At 71.8% G+C, this 19847-nt stretch carries 17 protein-coding genes; 8 read left to right on the top strand and 9 right to left on the bottom strand.

Going from position 1 to position 19847, the window contains the following annotated elements:
- Positions 1 to 5: 5 nt before the first annotated feature.
- Together AB0B85_RS13630 and AB0B85_RS13625 are read right to left on the bottom strand one after the other, a co-directional pair.
- The gene (locus AB0B85_RS13630) at positions 6 to 650 is read right to left on the bottom strand and encodes a hypothetical protein (protein ID WP_357406903.1); all 645 of its coding nucleotides are present in this window, start codon (positions 648 to 650) and stop codon (positions 6 to 8) included.
- 139 nt (positions 651 to 789) lie between these two features.
- A complete protein-coding gene (locus AB0B85_RS13625; protein WP_357406901.1) occupies positions 790 to 1611 on the bottom strand; it encodes an SURF1 family protein in 822 nt (273 codons plus the stop codon).
- 171 nt (positions 1612 to 1782) lie between these two features.
- Here AB0B85_RS13625 and AB0B85_RS13620 point away from each other — a divergent pair, with 171 nt between their 5' ends.
- Positions 1783 to 3183, top strand: coding sequence for a cobyrinate a,c-diamide synthase (locus AB0B85_RS13620; protein WP_357406899.1), 1401 nt, complete (start codon positions 1783 to 1785; stop codon positions 3181 to 3183).
- 30 nt (positions 3184 to 3213) lie between these two features.
- Here the strand turns inward: AB0B85_RS13620 and AB0B85_RS13615 are convergent, their stop codons facing one another.
- The gene (locus tag AB0B85_RS13615) at positions 3214 to 5343 is read right to left on the bottom strand and encodes a transglycosylase domain-containing protein (RefSeq protein WP_357406897.1); all 2130 of its coding nucleotides are present in this window, start codon (positions 5341 to 5343) and stop codon (positions 3214 to 3216) included.
- Between the two features lie 121 nt (positions 5344 to 5464).
- Here AB0B85_RS13615 and cobC point away from each other — a divergent pair, with 121 nt between their 5' ends.
- Genes cobC through cobA form a run of 3 tightly spaced genes read left to right on the top strand, consistent with a single transcriptional unit; the run spans position 5465 to position 9010 of the window.
- Positions 5465 to 6532, top strand: coding sequence for an Rv2231c family pyridoxal phosphate-dependent protein CobC (gene cobC, locus AB0B85_RS13610; RefSeq protein ID WP_357406895.1), 1068 nt, complete (start codon positions 5465 to 5467; stop codon positions 6530 to 6532).
- Positions 6532 to 7665 carry a nicotinate-nucleotide--dimethylbenzimidazole phosphoribosyltransferase gene (locus tag AB0B85_RS13605; RefSeq protein WP_357407103.1) on the top strand — a complete coding sequence of 378 codons (1134 nt, stop codon included), beginning with the start codon at positions 6532 to 6534 and terminating at the stop codon, positions 7663 to 7665. The genes cobC and AB0B85_RS13605 overlap by 1 nt, the downstream gene beginning before the upstream one ends.
- 40 nt (positions 7666 to 7705) lie before the next feature.
- A complete protein-coding gene (gene cobA / locus AB0B85_RS13600) occupies positions 7706 to 9010 on the top strand; it encodes a uroporphyrinogen-III C-methyltransferase (protein ID WP_357406893.1) in 1305 nt (434 codons plus the stop codon).
- A 211-nt stretch (positions 9011 to 9221) separates the two neighbouring features.
- Here cobA and otsB read toward each other — a convergent pair whose 3' ends face one another.
- The 4 genes from otsB to AB0B85_RS13580 all read right to left on the bottom strand — a co-directional run bounded on the left by otsB (position 9222) and on the right by AB0B85_RS13580 (position 14038).
- Positions 9222 to 11801, bottom strand: a complete 2580-nt coding sequence (gene otsB / locus AB0B85_RS13595) for a trehalose-phosphatase (protein ID WP_357407101.1) — start codon at positions 11799 to 11801, stop codon at positions 9222 to 9224.
- A gap of 26 nt (positions 11802 to 11827) precedes the next feature.
- Positions 11828 to 13228 carry a trehalose-6-phosphate synthase gene (locus tag AB0B85_RS13590; protein WP_030488230.1) on the bottom strand — a complete coding sequence of 467 codons (1401 nt, stop codon included), beginning with the start codon at positions 13226 to 13228 and terminating at the stop codon, positions 11828 to 11830.
- A 143-nt stretch (positions 13229 to 13371) separates the two neighbouring features.
- Positions 13372 to 13761: a hypothetical protein gene (locus AB0B85_RS13585; RefSeq protein WP_357406891.1), complete on the bottom strand. Its 390-nt coding sequence runs from the start codon at positions 13759 to 13761 to the stop codon at positions 13372 to 13374.
- Positions 13754 to 14038, bottom strand: coding sequence for a hypothetical protein (locus AB0B85_RS13580; protein WP_357406889.1), 285 nt, complete (start codon positions 14036 to 14038; stop codon positions 13754 to 13756). The genes AB0B85_RS13585 and AB0B85_RS13580 overlap by 8 nt, the downstream gene beginning before the upstream one ends.
- A 211-nt stretch (positions 14039 to 14249) precedes the next feature.
- Here AB0B85_RS13580 and ettA point away from each other — a divergent pair, with 211 nt between their 5' ends.
- From ettA to AB0B85_RS13560, 4 genes are all read left to right on the top strand, one after another.
- Positions 14250 to 15926: an energy-dependent translational throttle protein EttA gene (ettA, locus tag AB0B85_RS13575; RefSeq protein ID WP_357406887.1), complete on the top strand. Its 1677-nt coding sequence runs from the start codon at positions 14250 to 14252 to the stop codon at positions 15924 to 15926.
- Positions 15927 to 15938: 12 nt separating this feature from the next.
- The gene (locus AB0B85_RS13570) at positions 15939 to 16385 is read left to right on the top strand and encodes a thioesterase family protein (protein WP_357406885.1); all 447 of its coding nucleotides are present in this window, start codon (positions 15939 to 15941) and stop codon (positions 16383 to 16385) included.
- A complete protein-coding gene (locus AB0B85_RS13565; RefSeq protein WP_357406883.1) occupies positions 16382 to 17116 on the top strand; it encodes a hypothetical protein in 735 nt (244 codons plus the stop codon). The genes AB0B85_RS13570 and AB0B85_RS13565 overlap by 4 nt, the downstream gene beginning before the upstream one ends.
- Before the next feature lie 132 nt (positions 17117 to 17248).
- Complete coding sequence (locus AB0B85_RS13560) at positions 17249 to 17833, top strand: YbjN domain-containing protein (protein WP_357406881.1); 585 nt, start codon at positions 17249 to 17251, stop codon at positions 17831 to 17833.
- 19 nt (positions 17834 to 17852) lie between these two features.
- Here AB0B85_RS13560 and AB0B85_RS13555 read toward each other — a convergent pair whose 3' ends face one another.
- Both AB0B85_RS13555 and AB0B85_RS13550 read right to left on the bottom strand, forming a co-directional pair.
- Complete coding sequence (locus AB0B85_RS13555) at positions 17853 to 18281, bottom strand: globin (protein ID WP_357406879.1); 429 nt, start codon at positions 18279 to 18281, stop codon at positions 17853 to 17855.
- Positions 18282 to 18441: 160 nt separating this feature from the next.
- Positions 18442 to 19824 (bottom strand): MFS transporter, encoded by a 1383-nt coding sequence (locus AB0B85_RS13550; protein ID WP_357406877.1) that lies wholly within the window; start codon positions 19822 to 19824, stop codon positions 18442 to 18444.
- Positions 19825 to 19847 lie beyond the last annotated feature (23 nt).

Here is a 19847-nt window from a genome sequence, read left to right as displayed (position 1 = left end):
CCGGGTCACCTGCCAGACAACGACCGGGCGTAGTTGACCTGGTTGTTGATGTGCTGCACCTGGCCCTGGTCGCTGACCGGGATCCGGGCTACGTACTGCTGATGGCCGTTGGTGACCATCACCTGCACGGTGCCGTGGTGTCGGGTCTCCTTGATCAGCAGGAAGAGCAGGCTGAACAAGGTCAGGCAGAAGAAGCCGACGATCGCGCAGACCAGCGCCCAGGTCGCCACCTTCTCCTCGCTCTGCCAGTAGTCGGTCACGTGCCAGCTGGCACCGGCCAACGGCAGCACTCCGGCGGGCGTGCGGATGACCGGCGGGCACACCGCGATCTCGCCGATCTGCACCGCGACCACCTCCGGCCCGCCGAACGCGAGCGGTGCCGGGTGTGCGGAGACCGGCGACGGAGGGTACGGTCCCGCCGCCGGCCACGCCCCGCCGGGCAGCGCCGAGTGCTGCGCGGGCGGGCCGGAGAACTGCGGTGCTGGCGGCGCCGAGAACTGCGGTGCTGCCTGCGCTGGGAACGGCGGTGCTGGAGGCGGTGTGGCCTGCGGAGGCACGCTCGGGAAGGGTGTCGTCGACGGGGTGGTCGGCAGCTGCTCGGTCGACGAAGCGGCGGTCCATGGATCGATTGGCCGCTGCGGTTGGGTCACCGGCTCAGGCTGCGCGGCCGTGGGATCCGAATTCACCGAGACCTCCAACACGGGATCGTCACGTGGCGCAGGCTACCGGCTGCCCTGTCGTCCCGCATGCCCCCGAGTGTCTGTTTGGGACGCCGACCCCGGGTCTCGGTCAGGCGCTCGCGCTCGGCGTCGGTTCGGCGGCCCGGTCCAGCGGGGCCGCGGTGACGCCGATCCCGGCGGCCCGGCGGGCCTCCCGGCGGGCCACCCAGCCGTAGCCGAACAGGGACATCACCGCGAACAGCCACCACTGCACCACGTAGCCGAAGTTCTGCCAGTTGTTGGCGTGCCCCACGGGCACCGCCTTGAACACCGGATCGGCGGCCGGGGTCTGCTCGTCGAGCAGCAGGTAGGCGCCGTAGACGGGGTAGGGCAGCTCGCCGGCGAGGCGCGACACACCAATCCGCCGAATCTCCAGCCGCCCGTCGCGCCGCGCCACAGCGCCCGCGCCGCTCTCGGTCTCGTGCACCCGGCCGATCACCGTCACGTCGCCGGTCGGCACGGCGGGCACCGCCGGCTGGGCGGTCGCCCCACCCGGTGCCGGCGGGATCCAACCCCGATCCACGAGCAGCGCCGTGCCGTCCGCGAGCACCAGCGGGGTGAGCACCTCGAAGCCGACCCGGCTGTCCACCGTCCGGCCCCGGACCAGCACGGTGTTCGTCGGGTCGTACCGGCCGGTGACGGTGACCCGGGTCCAGACCTTCTCCTCGGCCGGCGCCGGGCCGACCGTCCCCGCGCCGCCGGTGGGGGCTCGCAGGGCGTCGGCCAGCGGCGTGGGGGCCATCCGCTGGCCCGCGTCGATCCGCTCGTTGACCTCGGTACGCCCCCGGTAGCGGTCCAGCTGCCAGTTGCCGAGGAACACCATCACGGCGGCGGCGACCAGGGTGAGCGCGAGAGCGCCCAGCCAGCGTGGGCTCAGCAGGAACCGGTACACAGCACGAGGCTACCCGTATGACCGGCGCCACTGACCTGGACCGGGCCGGGAGCGGGCCGCCGGCCCCGGTTGGCGGTGCTCGCGTCGGCAGCCGGCCGGGTATCGTCACGCCGACGGATCGGCCCCGGTCGTCCCCGTCGCGTACCCGCCGCCGCTCGCGAGGAGTCGATGATGACCGTCGTGCCGCGCCTGGTGCTCAGCGCGCCGTCCTCCGGGCACGGTAAGAACGCGCTGGCGATCGGGCTGCTCGCCGCCCTGGCTGAGCGTGGGGTCGACGTCGCCGGGTTCAAACTCGGTCCGGACCATGTCGACGCCGCGTACCTCGGGCTGGCCGCCGGCCGGCCGGGTCGGGTGATCGATCCCCGGCTGGTCGGCACCGACCGGCTCGCCCCGCTGGTGGCGCACGGCGCGGCCGGAGCCGGGCTGGCCGTGGTGCAGGGCAGCATGGGGCTGTACGACTCGGTCGGTGGCCGCCCCGAGCAGGAGTCCACCGCCGCCGCGGCAGCCGCGCTGCGCAGCCCGGTGGTGCTCGTCGTCGATGTGGCAGCGATGGGTCAGTCGGTGGCGGCCCTGGTGCATGGTTTCCGCTCGTACGACGAGCAGTTGTGGCTCGGCGGGGTGATCCTCAACCGGGTGGCCTCCTCGCGACACGAGGACATGCTGCGTGAGGCGTTGGACGACGTGGGGGTGCCGGTCTACGGTGCGCTGCGTCGGCACGACCTGCCGGCGGTGCTGCCGTCGCGGCGGCACGGTGTGGCGCCGGTGGTCGACGGGTCGGCCGACGCCGTCCGAGCTGTTCGCCGGTTGGGTGAGGCCGTCGCCGCCACAGTGGATCTGGAACGACTTCTCGGCCTGGCCCGCTCGGCCCCGCCGATGCCGGCTCCGGCCTGGTCTGCCGAGGAGGCCCTCGGCGGGTTCACCGCCCCGGCGGACCGCCCGCTCGTGGCACTTGCCGGTGGGCCGGGCGGCAGCTTCAGCCACCCGGAGACCGCCGAGCTGCTGCGGGCCGCCGGCGCCGAGGTCGTGACCGTCGACCCGCTGCGCGACGAGGCACTGCCGGTCGGCACCCGCGCGCTTGTCGTCGGGGGCGCGTTGCCCGAGGCGTACGCCGAGCAGTTGTCGGCCAACCGCCGGCTCTGCATCGCGGTGGCCGAGTTGGCGCGGACCGGGCGTCCGGTGATCGCCGAGGGCGCCGGCCTGCTCTGGTTGGCCCGCGAGTTGGACGGGCTGCCGATGTGCGGGGTCCTCGACGCGGTGGGGGTCAGCCGGGACGGCCTGGTGGCCGGCTACCGGGAGGCGACCGCCCAGACCGACAGCGTGGTCGCCGCCCACGGCACGGTGCTTGTCGGCCACAAGGCGCACCGTGCGGTGCTCACCCCGCGCGCTGGTCAGCGCCCGGCGTGGAGCTGGGAGGGCGGCACGCCGGAGGGTTTCGTCTGGCGCAACGTGCACGCCTCGCAGCTCACCCTGCACTGGGCCGGTCATCCGGCCACGGCGGCCCGGTTGGTCGCCGCGGCGGCCGACCCGACGAGTGCGGCGGTGCCCGCGGAGTCCGGCGGGGTGCCGGTCTGATCCCGCGGAGGGCGGTACGCACCGCCCGGGTCAGCCGACGATCGCGTCCGACGGTGGGGTGAACTGGCGGGTCGGTGTGCCCTTCAGCCCGTCGCGGAGGGTTTCCGAGACCGCCTTGATCGGGATCTGGGACTGCCCGTCACCCACGGCGTTGAACGGGTTGTCCGGGTCGGAGATGAAGCTCGCCGCTGCCAGTTCCGGGGTGTAGCCGACGAACCAGGCGGACCGGGTGCTGTCGGTGGTGCCGGTCTTGCCGGCCACCGGGCGTCCGACAGTGCCCCGCACGCTGTCGGCGGTGGACCAGCCGCCGCAGCTACCGCGCGCCGGGGTGTCTCCGGTCGGGCAGCGGGCGGCGTCGGTGGCCGCCCGAGCGGCGTCCGCGCTGACCACCTGCCGGCAGCGGGGCTTGGCCACCTCACGATGGATGCCACCGGGGGTGGCGTACGTGGCGGGCGTGCCGTCCCGATTCATGATCGATTGCACCGGGATCGCCTCGCAGTAGCGGCCGTCGGCGGCGATGGCGGCGTAGGCGTTCGCCATCTCCAGCGGCGTGGCGTCGGAGACGCCCAGGGTGAACGCGCCCCACTTCTTCACCTTTGTCGGGGACGCCTGTTCCCGGTCGACGTCGGTGCGCCACCGCAGCCCGAGCTGCTCGGCCAACCGGACCGCCCGGTCCGCGCCGACCTTCTCCTCCAGCCACACGAAGTACGTGTTCACCGACTTGCCGAAGCCGGACCACATGGTCTGCTGGCCGGTCATGGCGGCGCTGGCGTTGGAGGGCGCCCAACCGTCGTAGACTGCCGACTTGTAGCGGTAGGGGGCGTTGAACGAGGTGGAGAGCGTCATCCCCGAGTCCAGCGCGGCAAGCATCGGGAACATCTTGAACGTCGACCCGGCCTGGTAGCCGGCCAGGTCACCGCCGCCGAGCAGCGGCGCCACCGTGTTCGGGTAGTTGGCCTTCACCTTCGGCCCGGCCTCGGGGTTGGAACTCGGCGGGTTCTCGCTGAGGTCGAGTGAGTACGTCCGGTTCACCGCCATCGCCTTCACCCGGCCGGTGCCCGGCTCGGAGACCACGATCCCGTTGGCGAACGGGCTGCCGGTGGCCTCCTTGCTGCCGACGTTCTTTTCGGCCGCCGCCTGGATCTTCGGGTCGAGGCTGAGCACGATCCGATAGCCGCCCCGGCGCAGCTTGTCCATCCGTTCCAGCGGGGTCGCGCCGAAGGCGGGCTGCGCGCTCCACCAGTTCTTCAGGTAGTCGCAGGCGAAGCCCCAGCTGTTGTACTTCTCCGTCACCGCGGCACAGTCGTGTGGCGGGGTGGTCAGCTTCAGCCGGATCGGCTCGGACTTGGCGGCGGCGGCCGAGTCGGGGGAGAGGTACCCGAGCTGGCTCATCCGGTCCAGCACGTAGTCCCGCCGCCCGGTGGCCTCCTTCTGGTCGGAGTCGGCCGGGTCGTACTCCGACGGGGACTTCACCAGCCCGGCGAGGGTGGCGGCCTCGACCGGGGTGAGGTCCTTCGGGGTCTTGGAGAAGAAGATCTCGCTGGCCGCGTAGATGCCGTACGCCCGGTGCCCGAAGTACGCGGAGTTGAGGTAGCGCTCCAGGATCTGCTCCTTGCTCAACTCCTTCTCCAGGTCCAGCGCCATCCGCATCTCCTTGACCTTGCGCAGGCTGGTCTGCTGGGTGGCCTCCTGCACCTCCTTGGGGGTGGTCGCGCTGTCCCGCAGGGCCATCCGGACGTACTGCATGGTCAGGGTCGACGCGCCCTGGGAGCCCCCGGAGCGGGCGTTCGACACGAAGGCGCGGGCGACGCCCTTCGGGTCGACGCCGTGGTGCTGGTAGAAGCGGTTGTCCTCGGCGGCGACGATCGCCTGCTGGATGTTCGGCGACATGTCCGACAGCTTCGTGTACTGCCGGTACTCCTCGTAGAACATGGTCAGCACGGTCTTGCCGTCCGGCGCGTACACGTACGAGGTCTCGGCGGGCAGGGCGGTGGTCAGGATCTTGGTCTTCTGCTCCACGGCGTGCGCGGTGGCCTTCGCGCCGATCCCGGTGAGGGCGACGAGTGGGTACGCGACGGCGGCGATCACGATGCCGGCGATCAGGCCGGCGCGCAGGAGAGGGACGAGTCGACCAGCGGCAGTAAGGGGTCGGTTACTCACATGGCCAAGTTATGACATTTCCGATTCGTACCTGAGAAGAACTCATAAACCGACGAGTGGTGACGTGGCTTACGCCGAGATCGTCTGTCCCAACGGCCGCCTTCCCGGCAGGATCGCGAACATGCCCGAGCCGATCGCCGCCATCGAGCCCGACCTGGCGCACCACGGTGACGTCGAGGTCGGCGACGGCCTGATCGACCTCGCCGTCAACGTCCGCCGGGCGCGTCCGCCCGCCTGGCTGGCCGAACCGGTCGCGGCCACCCTGACCGACCTGGCCCGCTACCCGGACCCGGCGCCGGCCCGGGCGGCGGTCGCCGCCCGACACCACCGTCACCCGAACGAGGTGCTGCTCACCGCCGGCGCCGCCGAGGGCTTCGTGCTGATCGCCCAGGCGTTGCGCGGGGTGCGCCGGCCGGTGGTGGTGCACCCCCAGTTCACCGAGCCGGAGGCCGCGCTGCGGGCCGCCGGGCACCGGGTCGAGCGGGTGCTGCTCGACGCCGCCGACGACTTCCGGCTCGACCCGTCCCGGGTGCCCGCCGACGCCGACCTGGTGATGATCGGCAACCCCACGAACCCGACGTCGGTGCTGCACCCCGCGCGGACGGTGGCCGCGCTGGCCCGCCCCGGCCGGGTGCTCGTGGTCGACGAGGCGTTCGCCGACACCACAATGGCCGCCGGGCACCCCGGCGAACCGGAGTCACTTGCCGAACGCGGCGACCTGCCCGGGTTGCTCGTGGTGCGCAGCCTCACGAAGACCTGGGGCCTGGCCGGGCTGCGGATCGGCTACCTGCTCGGCGCCGCGGACCTGCTGGCCCGGCTGGCCGCCGTCCAGCCGCTCTGGGCCGTCTCCACGCCCGCGCTCGCCGCCGCGTCGGCCTGCGCCACAGACGTCGCCGTCCGGGCCGAGCGCGCCATCGCCGCCGATCTCGCCGCCGACCGCGACCACCTGGTCGCCCGCCTGGAAAACCTGCCCGGGGTACGCGTCGTCGGCCGTCCCGCGAGTGCGTTCGTCCTGCTGCACCTGCCGGGCGCGAGTGAGATCCGCGCCGCCCTGCGCGAGCGCGGCTGGGCGGTCCGCCGGGGCGACACCTTCCCCGGTCTCGGGCCGGACTGGCTGCGGGTGGCGGTACGCGACCGAAACACCACAGACGCGTTCATCGACGTGCTGCGCGAGACCATGGAGGCATGATGCTGGAGACCACGATCGCGGCGATCCGCCCGGCGGACGAAGCGGCCATGGCCGCCGCCCGCGAGCTGCACGGTCGGCTGACCAAGCCGGCGGGCTCGCTGGGTGCGTTGGAGGAGCTTTCGGTACGCCTCGCCGGCCTGGCCGGAGCCTGCCCACCACCGCTGCCCGAGCCGGCCGCAGTGGCGATCTTCGCCGGTGACCACGGGGTGCACGCCCAGGGGGTGAGCCCCTGGCCGCAGGAGGTCACCGCGCAGATGATCGGCAACTTCCTGGCCGGTGGAGCGGTGGTCAACGCGTTCGCCCGGCAGGCCGGCGCGTCGGTCACAGTGGTCGACGTCGGCGTGGCGACCCCGCTGCCCGCCGACCCGGCCGTCGTCGACCCGGCCGTCGTCGACCCGGCCGTCGCCGACGCGGCCGTGCTCGACCCGGCCGTGCTCGACCCGGCCGTGCCCCGGCTGGTTGTCGCGTCCGTCCGTCGGGGCACCCGGGACCTCACGGTGACCGCCGCGCTGACCCGGGACGAGGCGCTGGCGGCGGTGCAGACCGGCATCCGGATCGCCGACGAGTTGATCGACGCCGGGGCGGGCATCCTGCTCACCGGGGACATGGGTATCGGCAACACCACCCCGGCCGCCGCGCTGATCGCCGCGTTCACCGGCGTCGACGCGCTCGACGCCACCGGTCGGGGCACCGGGGTCGACGACCCGACGTACGCGCACAAGGTGGCGGTGGTACGGGCCGCGCTGGCCCGGCACACCCCCGACCCGGCCGACCCGCTGGGGGTGCTGGCCGCCGTCGGTGGCCTGGAGCACGCCGCCCTGGCCGGGCTGATCCTGGGGGCCGCGGCGCGCCGCACACCGGTGCTGCTGGACGGCGTGATCGCGGTCTCGGCCGCGCTCGCCGCCGCCGCGTTCGCCCCGGACGCGGTAGGCGCCATGGTCGCCGGCCACCGCTCGGCCGAGCCCGGTGCCACTGTGGCGCTGCGCCACCTCGGCCTCGACCCGCTCATCGACCTGGGGTTGCGCCTCGGCGAGGGCACCGGCGCGCTGCTGGCGTTGCCCGTGGTCACCGGCGCGGTCCGGGTGCTGCACGAGGTGGCGACGTTCGACTCCGCCGGGGTGGCCGAGAAGTGACCACACGCGGCGAACGAACCCTCCGCCCCGGTGGTGCGGCGTGACCTCCAATCCGTACCCCCTCGGTCTGCGGCTGCACGGGCGGCGGGTGGTCGTGGTGGGCGGCGGCGCGGTCGCCACCCGGCGCGTACCCGCGCTGCTGGACGCCGGTGCGGACGTCCTGCTGGTCTCCCCGGAGCTGACCCCGGCACTGCGTGCCCGGGTCGACGCGGGTCGGCTGCACTGGGTGCCGCGCCGGTTCCTGCCCGAGGACCTGGACGGCGCCTGGCTGGTCCAGGTGGCGATCGACGACCCGATAGCGGCGGCCTCGGTGAGCGCCGTCGCCGCCGAGCGGCGGATCTTCTGCGTCCGGGCCGACGACCGCACGGCCGCCACCGCCTGGACCCCGGCGGTGACCCGGCACGGCCCGGTCACCGTGGCGGTGCTCGGCGGCGGCGACCCCCGCCGGGCGATGACCGTCCGTGACGCGATCCGCGACCTCCTGGCGGTCCGCCTGGCACCGGACGGAGTCGCTCCGACGCCGAGCCAGTCGACCGGCACGACCGGCACGACCGACGCGGCCGGTGCGGCCGGTGTGGCCGGCGCGGCCGGATCGGCCGGTGCGGCCGGTGGGCGGCGGGCCGGGCGGGTGGCGCTTGTCGGGGCGGGGCCGGGTGACCCGGAGCTGATCACCGTGAAGGGTTGGCGGCTGCTCACCGAGGCCGACGTGGTGGTCGCCGACCGGCTGGTGCCCGGGCTGCTCCTCGACGAGCTGCGCCCGGACGTCGAGCTGGTGGACGCCTCGAAGATCCCCTATGGACCGTCCCGCGCCCAGGAGGAGATCAACCAGATCCTGGTCGACAGGGCCCTGGCCGGTGCCTTCGTGGTACGGCTCAAGGGCGGTGATCCGTACGTCTTCGGCCGCGGCGGCGAGGAGTTGCTGGCCTGCGCGTCGGCCGGCGTTCCGGTGACAGTGGTGCCCGGGGTGACCAGCTCCATCGCCGCGCCGGCCGCCGCTGGCATCCCGGTCACCCATCGGGGGGTGGCGCACGAGTTCACTGTGGTCTCCGGGCACCTGGCACCCGACGCTCCGGCCTCACTGGTGCGCTGGGACGCCCTCGCCGGCCTGCACGGCACCCTGGTGATCCTGATGGGGCTCAAGAACCTCGCCGCCATCACGGCCACCCTGATCGCCCACGGTCGGTCACCGCAGACGCCGGCCGCCGTCGTTCAGGAGGCCACCACGGGCACCCAGCGGGTGCTGCGGTCCACGCTCGGCGCGGTGGCCACCGACCTGCTCGCCGCCGACCTGCGCCCGCCCGCAGTCGTCGTGGTGGGCGACGTGGTGGAGGCGCTCGACGGCTGAGGCGACGGAGCGCGGCGAGGCCCCAGCCCTGTCGAGCGGGTGCCCGTGGTCCGCCGCACCCCCCGGGTCGATCATGGAGTTGTGGTGGTGGACAAATGCCGCGATCATCCGCACAACGGGCACCACAAGTCCATGATCGACCGGGGAGGGGGGCTGGCACGGAGGACGGGCCGGAGCAGCCTGCTCCGGCCCGTCGTGGTTCGTTGCCCGATTACTGCTTGAGCATGTTGTCGAGCAGGAGGGCACAGCGGATCAGACCCAGGTGGCTGTACGCCTGCGGGTGGTTGCCCAGCCCGCGCTCGGCGAGCGGGTCGTACTGCTCGGGGAGCAGCCCGGTCGGGCCGGCGGTGAGCACCATCTGGGCGAACAGCTCCTCGGCGTCGGTGCGGCGGCCGGTGCGCAGGTACGCCTCGATCAGCCACGCCGTGCAGATGTGGAAGCCGCCCTCGCGGCCGGGCAGGCCGTCGTCCCAGTGGTAGCGGTAGACGACCGGACCGCTGCGCAGGTCGGCCTCGATGCGCAGGACTGTGGACAGGAAGCGCGGGTCGTCACCCGGGAGCAGGCCGGACAGCCCGATCCAGAGTGACGAGGCGTCCATGTCCTCGTCCCCGTACGCGACGCTGTACGCCTCGACGTCGGAGTGCCAGCCCTGCTCCAGGACGTTGGCGCCGATCCGGTCGCGCAGGTCCTTCCACTCCGGCCGGTCCTCGCCGCCGTGCTCGCGCATCACGTGCAGCGCCCGGTCGACTGTCATCCAGCACATCACCTTGGAGAAGACGTGGTGCCGGGGTGGCAGCCGGGCCTCCCAGATGCCGTGGTCGGGCTCGTGCCAACGGCGGCGGACCGCCTCGACCATGTTTTCCAGAACCCGCCACTCGTCCTCGCGAACCGAACCGCGGGCGTCGGCGACGGCCGCGATCAGGTCGGCGATCGGACCGAACACGTCGAGCTGGAGCTGGTGGTTGGCGAGGTTGCCGACCCGGACCGGCCGGGAGCCGGCGTACCCGGGCAGCGTGTCGATCACCGCTTCGGCGCCCAGCTCGTACCCGTCGATGGTGTAGAGCGGGTGCAGCCGTTCCGGGTGCCCGCCGGTGCGCTCGATGCAGCCGTCCACCCAGCGCAGCAGCGCCTCGGCCTCCTCGACGGAGCCGAGGTCGACAAGTGCGCGGGCGGTCAGCGCGGCGTCGCGCAGCCAGCAGTAGCGGTAGTCCCAGTTGCGGACGCCACCCAGCTCCTCGGGGAGCGAGGTGGTCGCCGCGGCCAGGATCGAGCCGGTGGCCTCGTGACAGAGCCCGCGCAGGGTGAGGGCGCTGCGCGCGACCAGGTCACGGGCGGTGGACGGCAGCCGCAGCGAGGCCACCCAGTCCTTCCACGGCTGTTCGGCGGCGGCCTGCCGCTCGTGGATCGGCACCCGGTGGTGCTCCAGGCTGTGCGTGCCGAAGCGCAGCTCAAGCACTACCTGTCCACCGGCGGCGGACAGGTCGACGATCGCCTTGGCGGTCTCGTACCCGCCGTCGTTGCCGACCTCCCACTGCACGCCGGGGGCGTAGAGCGCCACCGGTTCGTTGGAGCCGAGCACCAGCAGGCCGTCGCCGAGTGGCTGCAACTGCACGGCGACCTGCCCGAACTCGGGCCTCGGCGCGAACTCCACCCGGGCCTTGCCGCTGCCGGTGAGCACCCGGATCAGGGTCGAGTCGCCGGTGATGACCGCGGGGCTGTCGTCCGGAGTGGTCTCCCGGGCCGGCTTGTCCAGCCAGTCGGTGACGGTGAGCCCGGACCACCGGGTCTCCACTGTCATCGTGCCGGAGCGGTAGCGCTGGCCCAGCGGGATGCCGCCGCGTTCCGGGGCGACGCTGAAGTGACCGGCCGGGCTGCCACCCACCAGGTCGGCGAAGATCGCCGCCGAGTCCGGCTTGGGGTGGCAGAGCCAGCTCACCTTGGCCTCGGGGGTGAGCAGCGCGACGGTACGGCCGTTGGCCAGCATGGAGTGGCGCTCGATCGGCACCGCCCGCTCACCGAACAGCCAGTGTCGACGGGTCTCCAGCAGCAGCGCCAGCGCGCGGGCGGCCTCCAGCGGGTCGGCGACCCGGAAACCGGCCTGGGTGTCCCCGGGGCCGATCTTGATGCCGAGGTCGGGGCCGTGCAGGTGCGCGAACCCGTTCTCGTCGGTGATGTCGTCGCCGATGAACAGCACCGCGCTGGAGGCGAGCTGGGTCCGCAGCTGGTCGAGTGCGGTGCCCTTGTGGGTGGCCACGACGGAGAGCTCGATGACCTCCTTGCCCTGGGTCACCGTGACGCCGTCGAAGGTCGCCGGGCCGTTGCGGACCGCCTCGATGGCGGCGGCGGCGACCTGCGGGTCGACCCCTCGGGTGTGCATGGCGACGCTGGCCGGCTTGCGTTCCAGCCGGATGCCCTGGTGGTTGGCGGCGATCTCGCGCAGCGCGTTGCGCACCCGCTGGCGCACCGCGACCAGCTCGGGCGAGAGTCGCTCGACGAAACCGATGTCGAACTCGGAGCCGTGGCTGCCGACGAGGTGCACCTCGCTGGGCAGTCGGGACAGCGCGGCCAGGTCGCGCAGCGCCCGGCCGGAGACGACAGCCACTGTGGTCTGCGGCAGCGCGGCGAGCGCGCGGACCGCGGCCACCGACTCGGGCAGCGGGACGGCTGTGCTGGGATCCTCCACGATCGGCGCCAGTGTGCCGTCGTAGTCGCAGGCGACCAGGAGTTGGGGGACCCGGGCGATCCGGCCGATGGCGGCGCGCAGCTCGGGGTCCATCACCCCGGTGGCCATGGCCGCCCCATCATTGACTGTCGTGTTCACTCGGCCTCCGCCTCGGGGACTCCGAGTTCGGAGAGGAAAGACTTGGCCCAGTGGCCCACGTCGTGGGTACGCAGGTGACGTTGCATTGTCCGCATCCGGCGGCGTGCCTCGGTTTTCTCCACGTGCACGGCCCGGAGCAGGGCATCCTTTACCGCGTCCGGGTCGTGCGGGTTACATAGAAAGGCCTGGCGCAGCTCCGTTGCGGCGCCGGCGAACTCACTGAGCACGAGCGCGCCACCCTGATCGGCGCGGGACGCCACGTACTCCTTGGCTACCAGGTTCATGCCGTCGCGTAGCGGTGTCACCATCATCACGTCGGCGGCAACGTACATCGCGGCCAGTTCACTGCGACTGTACGACTGATGCAGGTAATGCACGGCCGGCACGCCGACCCGGCCGAATTCACCATTAATCCGGCCAACCTCACGTTCGACCTTGACTCGAAGTGCCTGGTAGTGCTCGACCCGCTCGCGGCTGGGTGTGGCCACCTGCACCATAACCGCGTCGGGAACTGTCAACTTTCCGTCAGCAAGCAACTCCCGGAAGGCCTTGAGTCGCAACTCGATGCCCTTTGTGTAATCCAACCGGTCCACGCCCAGGATTATCGTCTTCGGGTCGCCCAACTCGGCACGGATCTGCTTGGCCCGAGCCTGGATCGCCGGGTCGGCGGCCATCCGCTCCATCTCCTGGGTGTCGATCGAGATGGGGAAGGCGCCCGCCTTCACCTGCCGACCGTCGACCTGGATCATCTGCCCTTCGTAGCGCAGTCCGAGCAGGTGCCGGGCCAGCCGGACGAAGTTCTGCGCGGCCAGCCGCTGCTGGAAGCCGACCAGGTCGGCACCGAGTAGACCGCGCAGGATCTCGGTGCGGAACGGCATCTGCATGAACAGCTCGATCGGCGGGAACGGGATGTGCAGGAAGAACCCGATCCGTAGGTCCGGGCGCAGCTCACGGAGCATCGCGGGGACCAGCTGAAGCTGGTAATCCTGCACCCAGACCGTCGCACCCTCGGCCGCGACGTCGGCGGCGGCCTCCGCGAACCGGGCGTTGACCAGGCGGTACGCCTCCCGCCAGCGGCGCTTGTAGGCGGGCGTCTCGACCGCGTCGTGGTAGAGCGGCCAGATCGTCGCGTTGGACTGGCCCTCGTAGTAGCGCTCCAACTCCTCAGCGCTCAGCGGGACCGGGTGCAGCCGGATCCCCTCCAGGTCGAACGGCTCGGGGGCGGCACCGGTGCCACCGGCCCAGCCGACCCACGTGCCCTGGTGTTCGGCGAGCACTGGGTGCAACGCGGTGACCAGCCCGCCAGGGCTGCGTCGCCACTGCCGGCCCTCGGGGGTGCTCACCTCGTCGACCGGCAGACGGTTCGCCACTACGACAAAGGAGCTACGGACGGTCACGATCGGCCACCTCCGGGTACTGACGGGTCCACCGCGATCAGCGTACTGAGCGTAGCTGCGGCGTCTTGTGCCTAGTGCCGGAGTCTCCTACCCGCCTCGTGCTCCTCAAAATCCGGGAGGTGATCTTGTCGACAGCCAGTGCCTCAGAGGTCGATGATCGGCCATTCCTTCGGCAGTACCTCGCCGAGCAGCTCCCGCCGATCCGTCATGATCGGAACGACCGCTCGGGCTGCCGCTTCGATCGCAACCTGGGCGAGGTCGATGCTGCCCAGGAGGCGGGACCAGCCCCCCAGGATGGGGCACATGTTGTGATCGACCGGCGTGACAAGTACGGCTTCGAGATCGGAGACGATGTCAAGCAGCGGCCAGCCGTCGCTAGACACCCGGCGATACGCGGCTGTCAGGCACATGGCCGGAATGATCACGGACTCCCGGCGGTAGGCAACCTTGGCGATCTGGACGCCAACAGCCGGTTCTCCTTCGGAGTAGGCCAACAGTGCGGTCGTGTCGAGTACGAGTCCCGCGTCAGTCACAGACCTGCATCCGTCCCCGCGACGCCTCGTTCAGCAGCGCGGCGGCCTTGGCGCGCAACTCGGGAGTTATCGCCTGGCGCGCCTGATCCAACTTGCGCCCGGCCTCCGCGAGCCCTTCGTCGGTGATTTTGAAGCCGAGCTGCTCCAGGGTCCGCCGTGTTCGCTCACCGGCCATTCGTTGGCGGATGCTCTCCGTCACGAAGGCGGACACGTTGGGCTCGGCGGCCAGCCGCTCTGCCACGTCATCCGGCACGCTGATGGCGATCTTCTTGGTCATACCAAGGACGCTAGCGAGTAATACCATGCTCGGCAAGGAGGCTCGCCCGCGTACTCCTGGGGTGGGGTGATGTGGGCGAAGCGCGCCGTACCTGTCAGGATTGACGATGGCGTGCGCGCGGCCGGCTCCCGGCCGGCGGCGGTGGGCGGTCCTCACAGCCCGCGCCCGTGCCGCCGATCAGCGACAGCAACCGACGGAGGTAGCCCGCACCGTGGCCCAGTACATCTACGTCCTGGAAAAGGCCCGCAAGGCGCACGGCGACAAGGTCGTGCTCGACAACGTGACGTTGAGCTTCCTGCCGGGGGCCAAGATCGGTGTGCTCGGTCCGAACGGCGCCGGTAAGTCGAGCCTTCTCAAGATCATGGCAGGCCTGGACAAGCCGAGCAACGGCGAGGCCCGGCTCATGCCCGGCTACACCGTCGGCATGCTCGCCCAGGAGCCCCCGCTCAACGAGGCCAAGACCGTGCTCGGCAACGTCGAGGAGGCGGTCGCCGAGACCAAAGCCAAGCTGGAGCGGTTCAACAAGATCGCCGAGCAGATGGCCACCGACTACTCCGACGAGCTGATGGAGGAGATGGGCAAGCTCCAGGAGGAGCTGGACCACCTCGACGCCTGGGACGTCGACTCCAAGCTCGAACTGGCAATGGACGCGCTGCGCTGCCCGCCGCCGGACGCCGACGTGACCCAGCTCTCCGGTGGTGAGCGTCGCCGGGTCGCGCTCTGCAAGCTGCTGCTGGAGGCGCCCGACCTGCTGCTGCTCGACGAGCCCACCAACCACCTGGACGCGGAGAGCGTCTCCTGGCTGGAGCAGCACCTGGCCAAGTACGCCGGCACCGTCATGGCGATCACCCACGACCGGTACTTCCTCGACAACGTGGCCAACTGGATCCTCGAACTGGACCGTGGCCGGACCTACCCGTACGAGGGCAACTACTCCACCTACCTGGAGAAGAAGGCCGCCCGACTGGCCGTCGAGGGCCGCCGCGACGCCAAGATGAAGAAGCGCCTCACCGAGGAGCTGGAGTGGGTCCGCTCCAACGCCAAGGCCCGGCAGACCAAGTCCAAGGCCCGCCTGGACCGGTACGACGAGATGGCCACCGAGGCGGAGAAGACCCGCAAGCTCGACTTCGAGGAGATCCAGATTCCGCCGGGCCCGCGCCTGGGCAGCACGGTGATCGAGGCGAACAACCTCAGCAAGGGGTTCGGCGACCGGCTGCTCATCGACAACCTGTCGTTCTCGCTGCCCCGCAACGGCATCGTCGGCATCATCGGCCCCAACGGCGTCGGCAAGACCACGCTGTTCAAGACCATCGTCGGGCTGGAGGAGCCGACCAGCGGGTCGGTCCGGGTCGGTGAGACGGTCTCGCTGTCGTACGTCGACCAGAACCGCGAGGGCCTCAACGGTGACAAGACCGTCTGGGAGGTCGTCTCCGACGGGCTTGACTACCTGATGGTCGGCAAGGTCGAGATGCCGTCGCGGGCGTACATCGCCGCGTTCGGCTTCAAGGGCCCGGACCAGCAGAAGCCGACGAAGGTGCTCTCCGGTGGTGAGCGCAACCGGCTGAACCTGGCGTTGACCCTGAAGATCGGCGGCAACGTCATCCTGCTCGACGAGCCGACGAACGACCTGGACGTGGAGACGCTGTCCAGCCTGGAGAACGCCCTGCTGGAGTTCCCCGGCTGCGCCGTGGTCATCTCGCACGACCGGATGTTCCTGGACCGGGTCGCCACGCACATCCTGGCCTGGGAGGGCGACGACCAGGACCCGTCCAGGTGGTTCTGGTTCGAGGGCAACTTCGAGGCGTACGAGAAGAACAAGATCGACCGCCTCGGCGCGGAGGCTGCCCGGCCGCACCGGGTGACCTACCGCAAGCTGACCCGCGACTGACCGGCGCAGACGGTGTCTGACCGGTTCGTCTACCACTGCACGCTGCGCTGGTCCGACCTGGACGCGTACGGGCACGTCAACAACTCGCGCTTCCTCACCCTGTACGAGGAGGCGCGGGTGGCGTTGATGTTCGCCGGCGGGCGGGCCTGGGGGGTCGGCTCGTTCGCCGACGGGGTGGTCATCCGCCGGCACGAGGTCGACTACCTGCGCCCGGTCGACTACGCGCTGGGTCGGGCCACCGCGGAGGCCGCGCCCACCGTCCGGATCGAGCTGTGGGTGGAGGAGATCCGGGCTGCCTCGTTCACCGTCGCCTACGAGCTGTACGACGGCGAGGTGCTGGCCAGTCGGGCCCGTTCGGTGCTGGTGCCGTTCGACCTGACCTCCCAGGTGCCCCGGCGGATCACCACCGAGGAGCGGGATTTCCTGCTCACCTACGCGCCGCAGGGCGGCCTGGCATGACCCGGCCGGGCCCGGGAGGGGCGACGGCGTCCACCCCGACACACGGTGTGGCCGGGGTGGCCGACGCGGGTGCCTTCCTGGCCCGGCTGGTCCGGTTGGATCCGGCCGCACCGGTCCGGTTGCGGTCGGCCGGTGGGCCCGGTCGGATCGCCCTCTGGGCCCGCCTGCCCTGGCAGGTCCTGGTGGTCCGGACGGTGGCCGGTGGGCCAGCCGACGGCGCCGCCGAGGACGTCACGGTGGCGGCCGCGGAGTTGCTCGCCGAACTGGAACGCGGTGGTACGGCCCGGCCGGTCCGCCGGGACGCGCAGTGGCGTTGGCCGCTGCCTCCGGCGCGTAGCCGGATGGTGGAGGCGCTGCCCGTCGGCGAGCTGCGGCGGATCGCGGACGCGGCGGCGGGCACCCTGCGCACGGCGAGCGAGCAGGGCGTGGCCGGGCGCGCGGTGGGCCAGCGGGCGCTGCGGGACGCGCTGCTCGATCACGTGGCGGTGCTTGTCACGCCGGACGGGCCGCCCGCCCCGCCGGTCGAGGTGTCGCAGCGGCTGGTGCAGGGGGTGGTCCGGATGGGCTTCCTCGGTGCCGCCGACGGCCCGACCGGCGGCCCCGGCGAGGCGACCGCTCAGGTGCGGGTGGCCGGGCGTTGGGTCGGCCTGGTGGGACCATACGGAGCGGCGTGGTCGCAGACCGCCACGGATCTTGCGGTGAGACCCCTCGGTAGTCCTCCGAACGGCTGACCCCTGCTCATTCTTCTGGGCTGGTGCGGTCGTTGGGGGGGTGCCTCAACTCGGCTGTCCGGGTACCGTCCATGCTCGGATCCAACGCACCGTAGGCGTCTGGATCCGCTGGGGAGTGAGGTGCGACGAGCGATGCCGTGGTGGTCATGGCGCCCCGGTCCCGCCGACGGCGGCGATCCGGAAACCCGAAGCGGGATCACAGTGGAGAGCGCGGTCCGGGTCGGACCGCCCAACCCTCGCCAGCCGGGAGACGACTGCCCGGCCAGCGAACGACCGGTGTTACCCGAGATGCTGGCCACTGTCGAGCCGGTGAGTCTGCGCCGCGTCTGCGACGCACTCGACCTGCTCGACGTGCGCTATCTGGCCGACGGCGACGGCAACCTGCTGGCCATGTGGGAGCGGCACGCGGTGCTTGTCACCCTCGAAGGGCCAGAGGACGAGATCCTGGTCATGCGGGCCCGCCCGCACGCCACGGTCCCACCGGACTGGGCCGACCGGGCCTATCGGGTGGTCAACGAGTGGAACCACACCCGGCGGTTCTGCAAGGCGTACATCGGCGACCCGACGGAGCGCGGGCAGTTGCCGATCTACGCCGAGCTTCAGGTGCCGCTCGGCGCCGGCACCCACGACGCGTTGCTCGTCGAGATGCTCGACTGCGGCGCGGCGGTGGCCACCAGCTTCGTGGACTGGCTGCACGACGAGGGCGCGCTGCTCTGAGGCTGCCCCGGCCGGGCGGTCAGCCGCCGTGGGCCGGGTCCTCCTCGGCGTTGACCATGAAGTACGCGGCCCGCTCCAGGTAGTCCCAGAGCGTGGCGGCGATCGCCGGATCGAGGTCGAGCTGGTCCACCGCCCGGCGCATGTTGCGCAGCCAGGCGTCCCGCTCGGCCGCGCCGATCCGGAACGGCGCGTGCCGCATCCGCAGCCGCGGGTGGCCACGCTGGGCGGAGTAGGTGTTCGGGCCGCCCCAGTACTGCATCAGGAACAGGGTCATCCGATCGGCGGCCGGCCCCAGGTCGTCCTCCGGGTACATCGGGCGCAGCAGTGGATCTGTGGCCACGCCGGCATAGAACTCGTCGACCAGCCTGCGGAAGGTGGGCTCGCCGCCGACGGCTTCGAAGAGGGTCGTCGAAGCACCGGGACGCTCGGATTCACCTGCGGGGTTCACCGTTCCATCCTGCCAGGTGCGCCAGGCGCCGGACCGACCCGCACACCGTGCGTCGGATCACGCCGGGCCGATGCCGGGCTCCCGGCCTGCCCGGGTCCGCCGATCCCGTCGAGCCCGCCGCGCCCGCCGGGTCCGTCCGATCCGGGCCGGCGGGTCCGGATCAGGTGACCACGTGCCGGCGGTCGCCGGGACGTGGCTCGGGAGGGCCTGCCGCCGGGTCGCCGCCGGTGGCGGGGGCGTCCGGGTGCTCGATCGGCTCGGCATTGGCCGCCGTGGCCGCCGCGATCGCGTCGCTGAACGCCTGCCGATCCGGCCAGCGCAGCGCGGCCACCGCCATCAGCACCACGCCGGCCGCGCTCCACAGCCCCACCACCAGGGGGATGTTGTCGAAGCGGTCGGCGATCAACCCGGTCGCCAGCACGGCGAAACCCTGGATGACCTGGACACCGGTCGCCATCACCCCGAAGGCGCGGGCCCGGAAGCCGTTGGGCAGGGCCTGGACGAAGAGCCCGTTCGCCATCGGCAGCATGCCGGCGACCGCGAATCCACACAGCGCGGCAAGCAGTGCCACCACCAGGGGGGACGGGTCGAGCAACGTCGGCACCAGTATCAGGGGGGCGAGCACCGCGAGCGGCCGCATCAGTTTCAGCCGGCGGGCCGGCCCGAACAGGCGGCTCACCAGCAACCCGCCGAGGATGAAACCGACCGGGCCGGCCACCATGATCACTGCCTGGGCCGTGGTCGCGCTCATGTCGCCGTGACCCTCGTCGTGTGCCCAGCCGACGGCGAGCCCCTCGGGGAGGACCGAGAAGAGCATCGCGCTGAACACCAGCACCGCGATCGCCCGCAGCACCGGTGTGCCGAACACGATGGCGAAGCCCTGGCGGGTCTCCTGCAGGAGGTGACCGCGCTGCGCCGGGTTCGGCACCGCCGAACGGTTTCGCACTCCGAGGCGGACCAGCAGCGCCGAGGCACCGAACGTGGCCGCGTTGAACAGCAGCGCGACCTGCGGGTCGATCGAGGCGACGGCGGTGCCGAGCACGTACCCGACGATCTGGGCCGCCTGCCCCACGCTGCTGTTGAGCGACAACCCGAGCACCAGCCGGTCCCCGGCGAGCATCTGCGGCATCAACGCGGACTTCGCCGCCTGACTCGGCGGGTTGGCGAGCGTGGCGGCGAAGATGAGCACCAGCACTGCCTGGTACGGCAGTTGCGGGATGGCGATGAGCAGCATCAGGGCCATCCGGATCAGGTCACACGCCACCATCACCCGCCGGTACGGGTACCGCTCCGCGAGTGCGGCGAGCACCGGACCGCCGAGCAGCCAGGGCAGGAAACTGACAGCGAAGGCAGCCGCGGAGAGCCCGACCGACGAGGTCTTCTGATAGACGAGCAGGGTGACGGCAGCCTTCGCGACGTAGTCGCCGACCCAGGAGAGAGCGCCCGCAACGAACACGGCGCGGAACTCTTGCTGGGCGAACACCTCGCGAAAAGTAGCTGGGCCTTCCGCGGAAGGTCGCTCGTCGGGCACCGTCGCCTCCATCGGCCTCCGGGTCGGCCGCTCGT

Source organism: Micromonospora sp. NPDC049044, from assembly GCF_040649215.1.
Classification (GTDB): domain Bacteria; phylum Actinomycetota; class Actinomycetes; order Mycobacteriales; family Micromonosporaceae; genus Micromonospora.
Note: the sequence above shows the minus strand (reverse complement) of the source record. Positions and strands in the feature narration are given on the sequence as shown.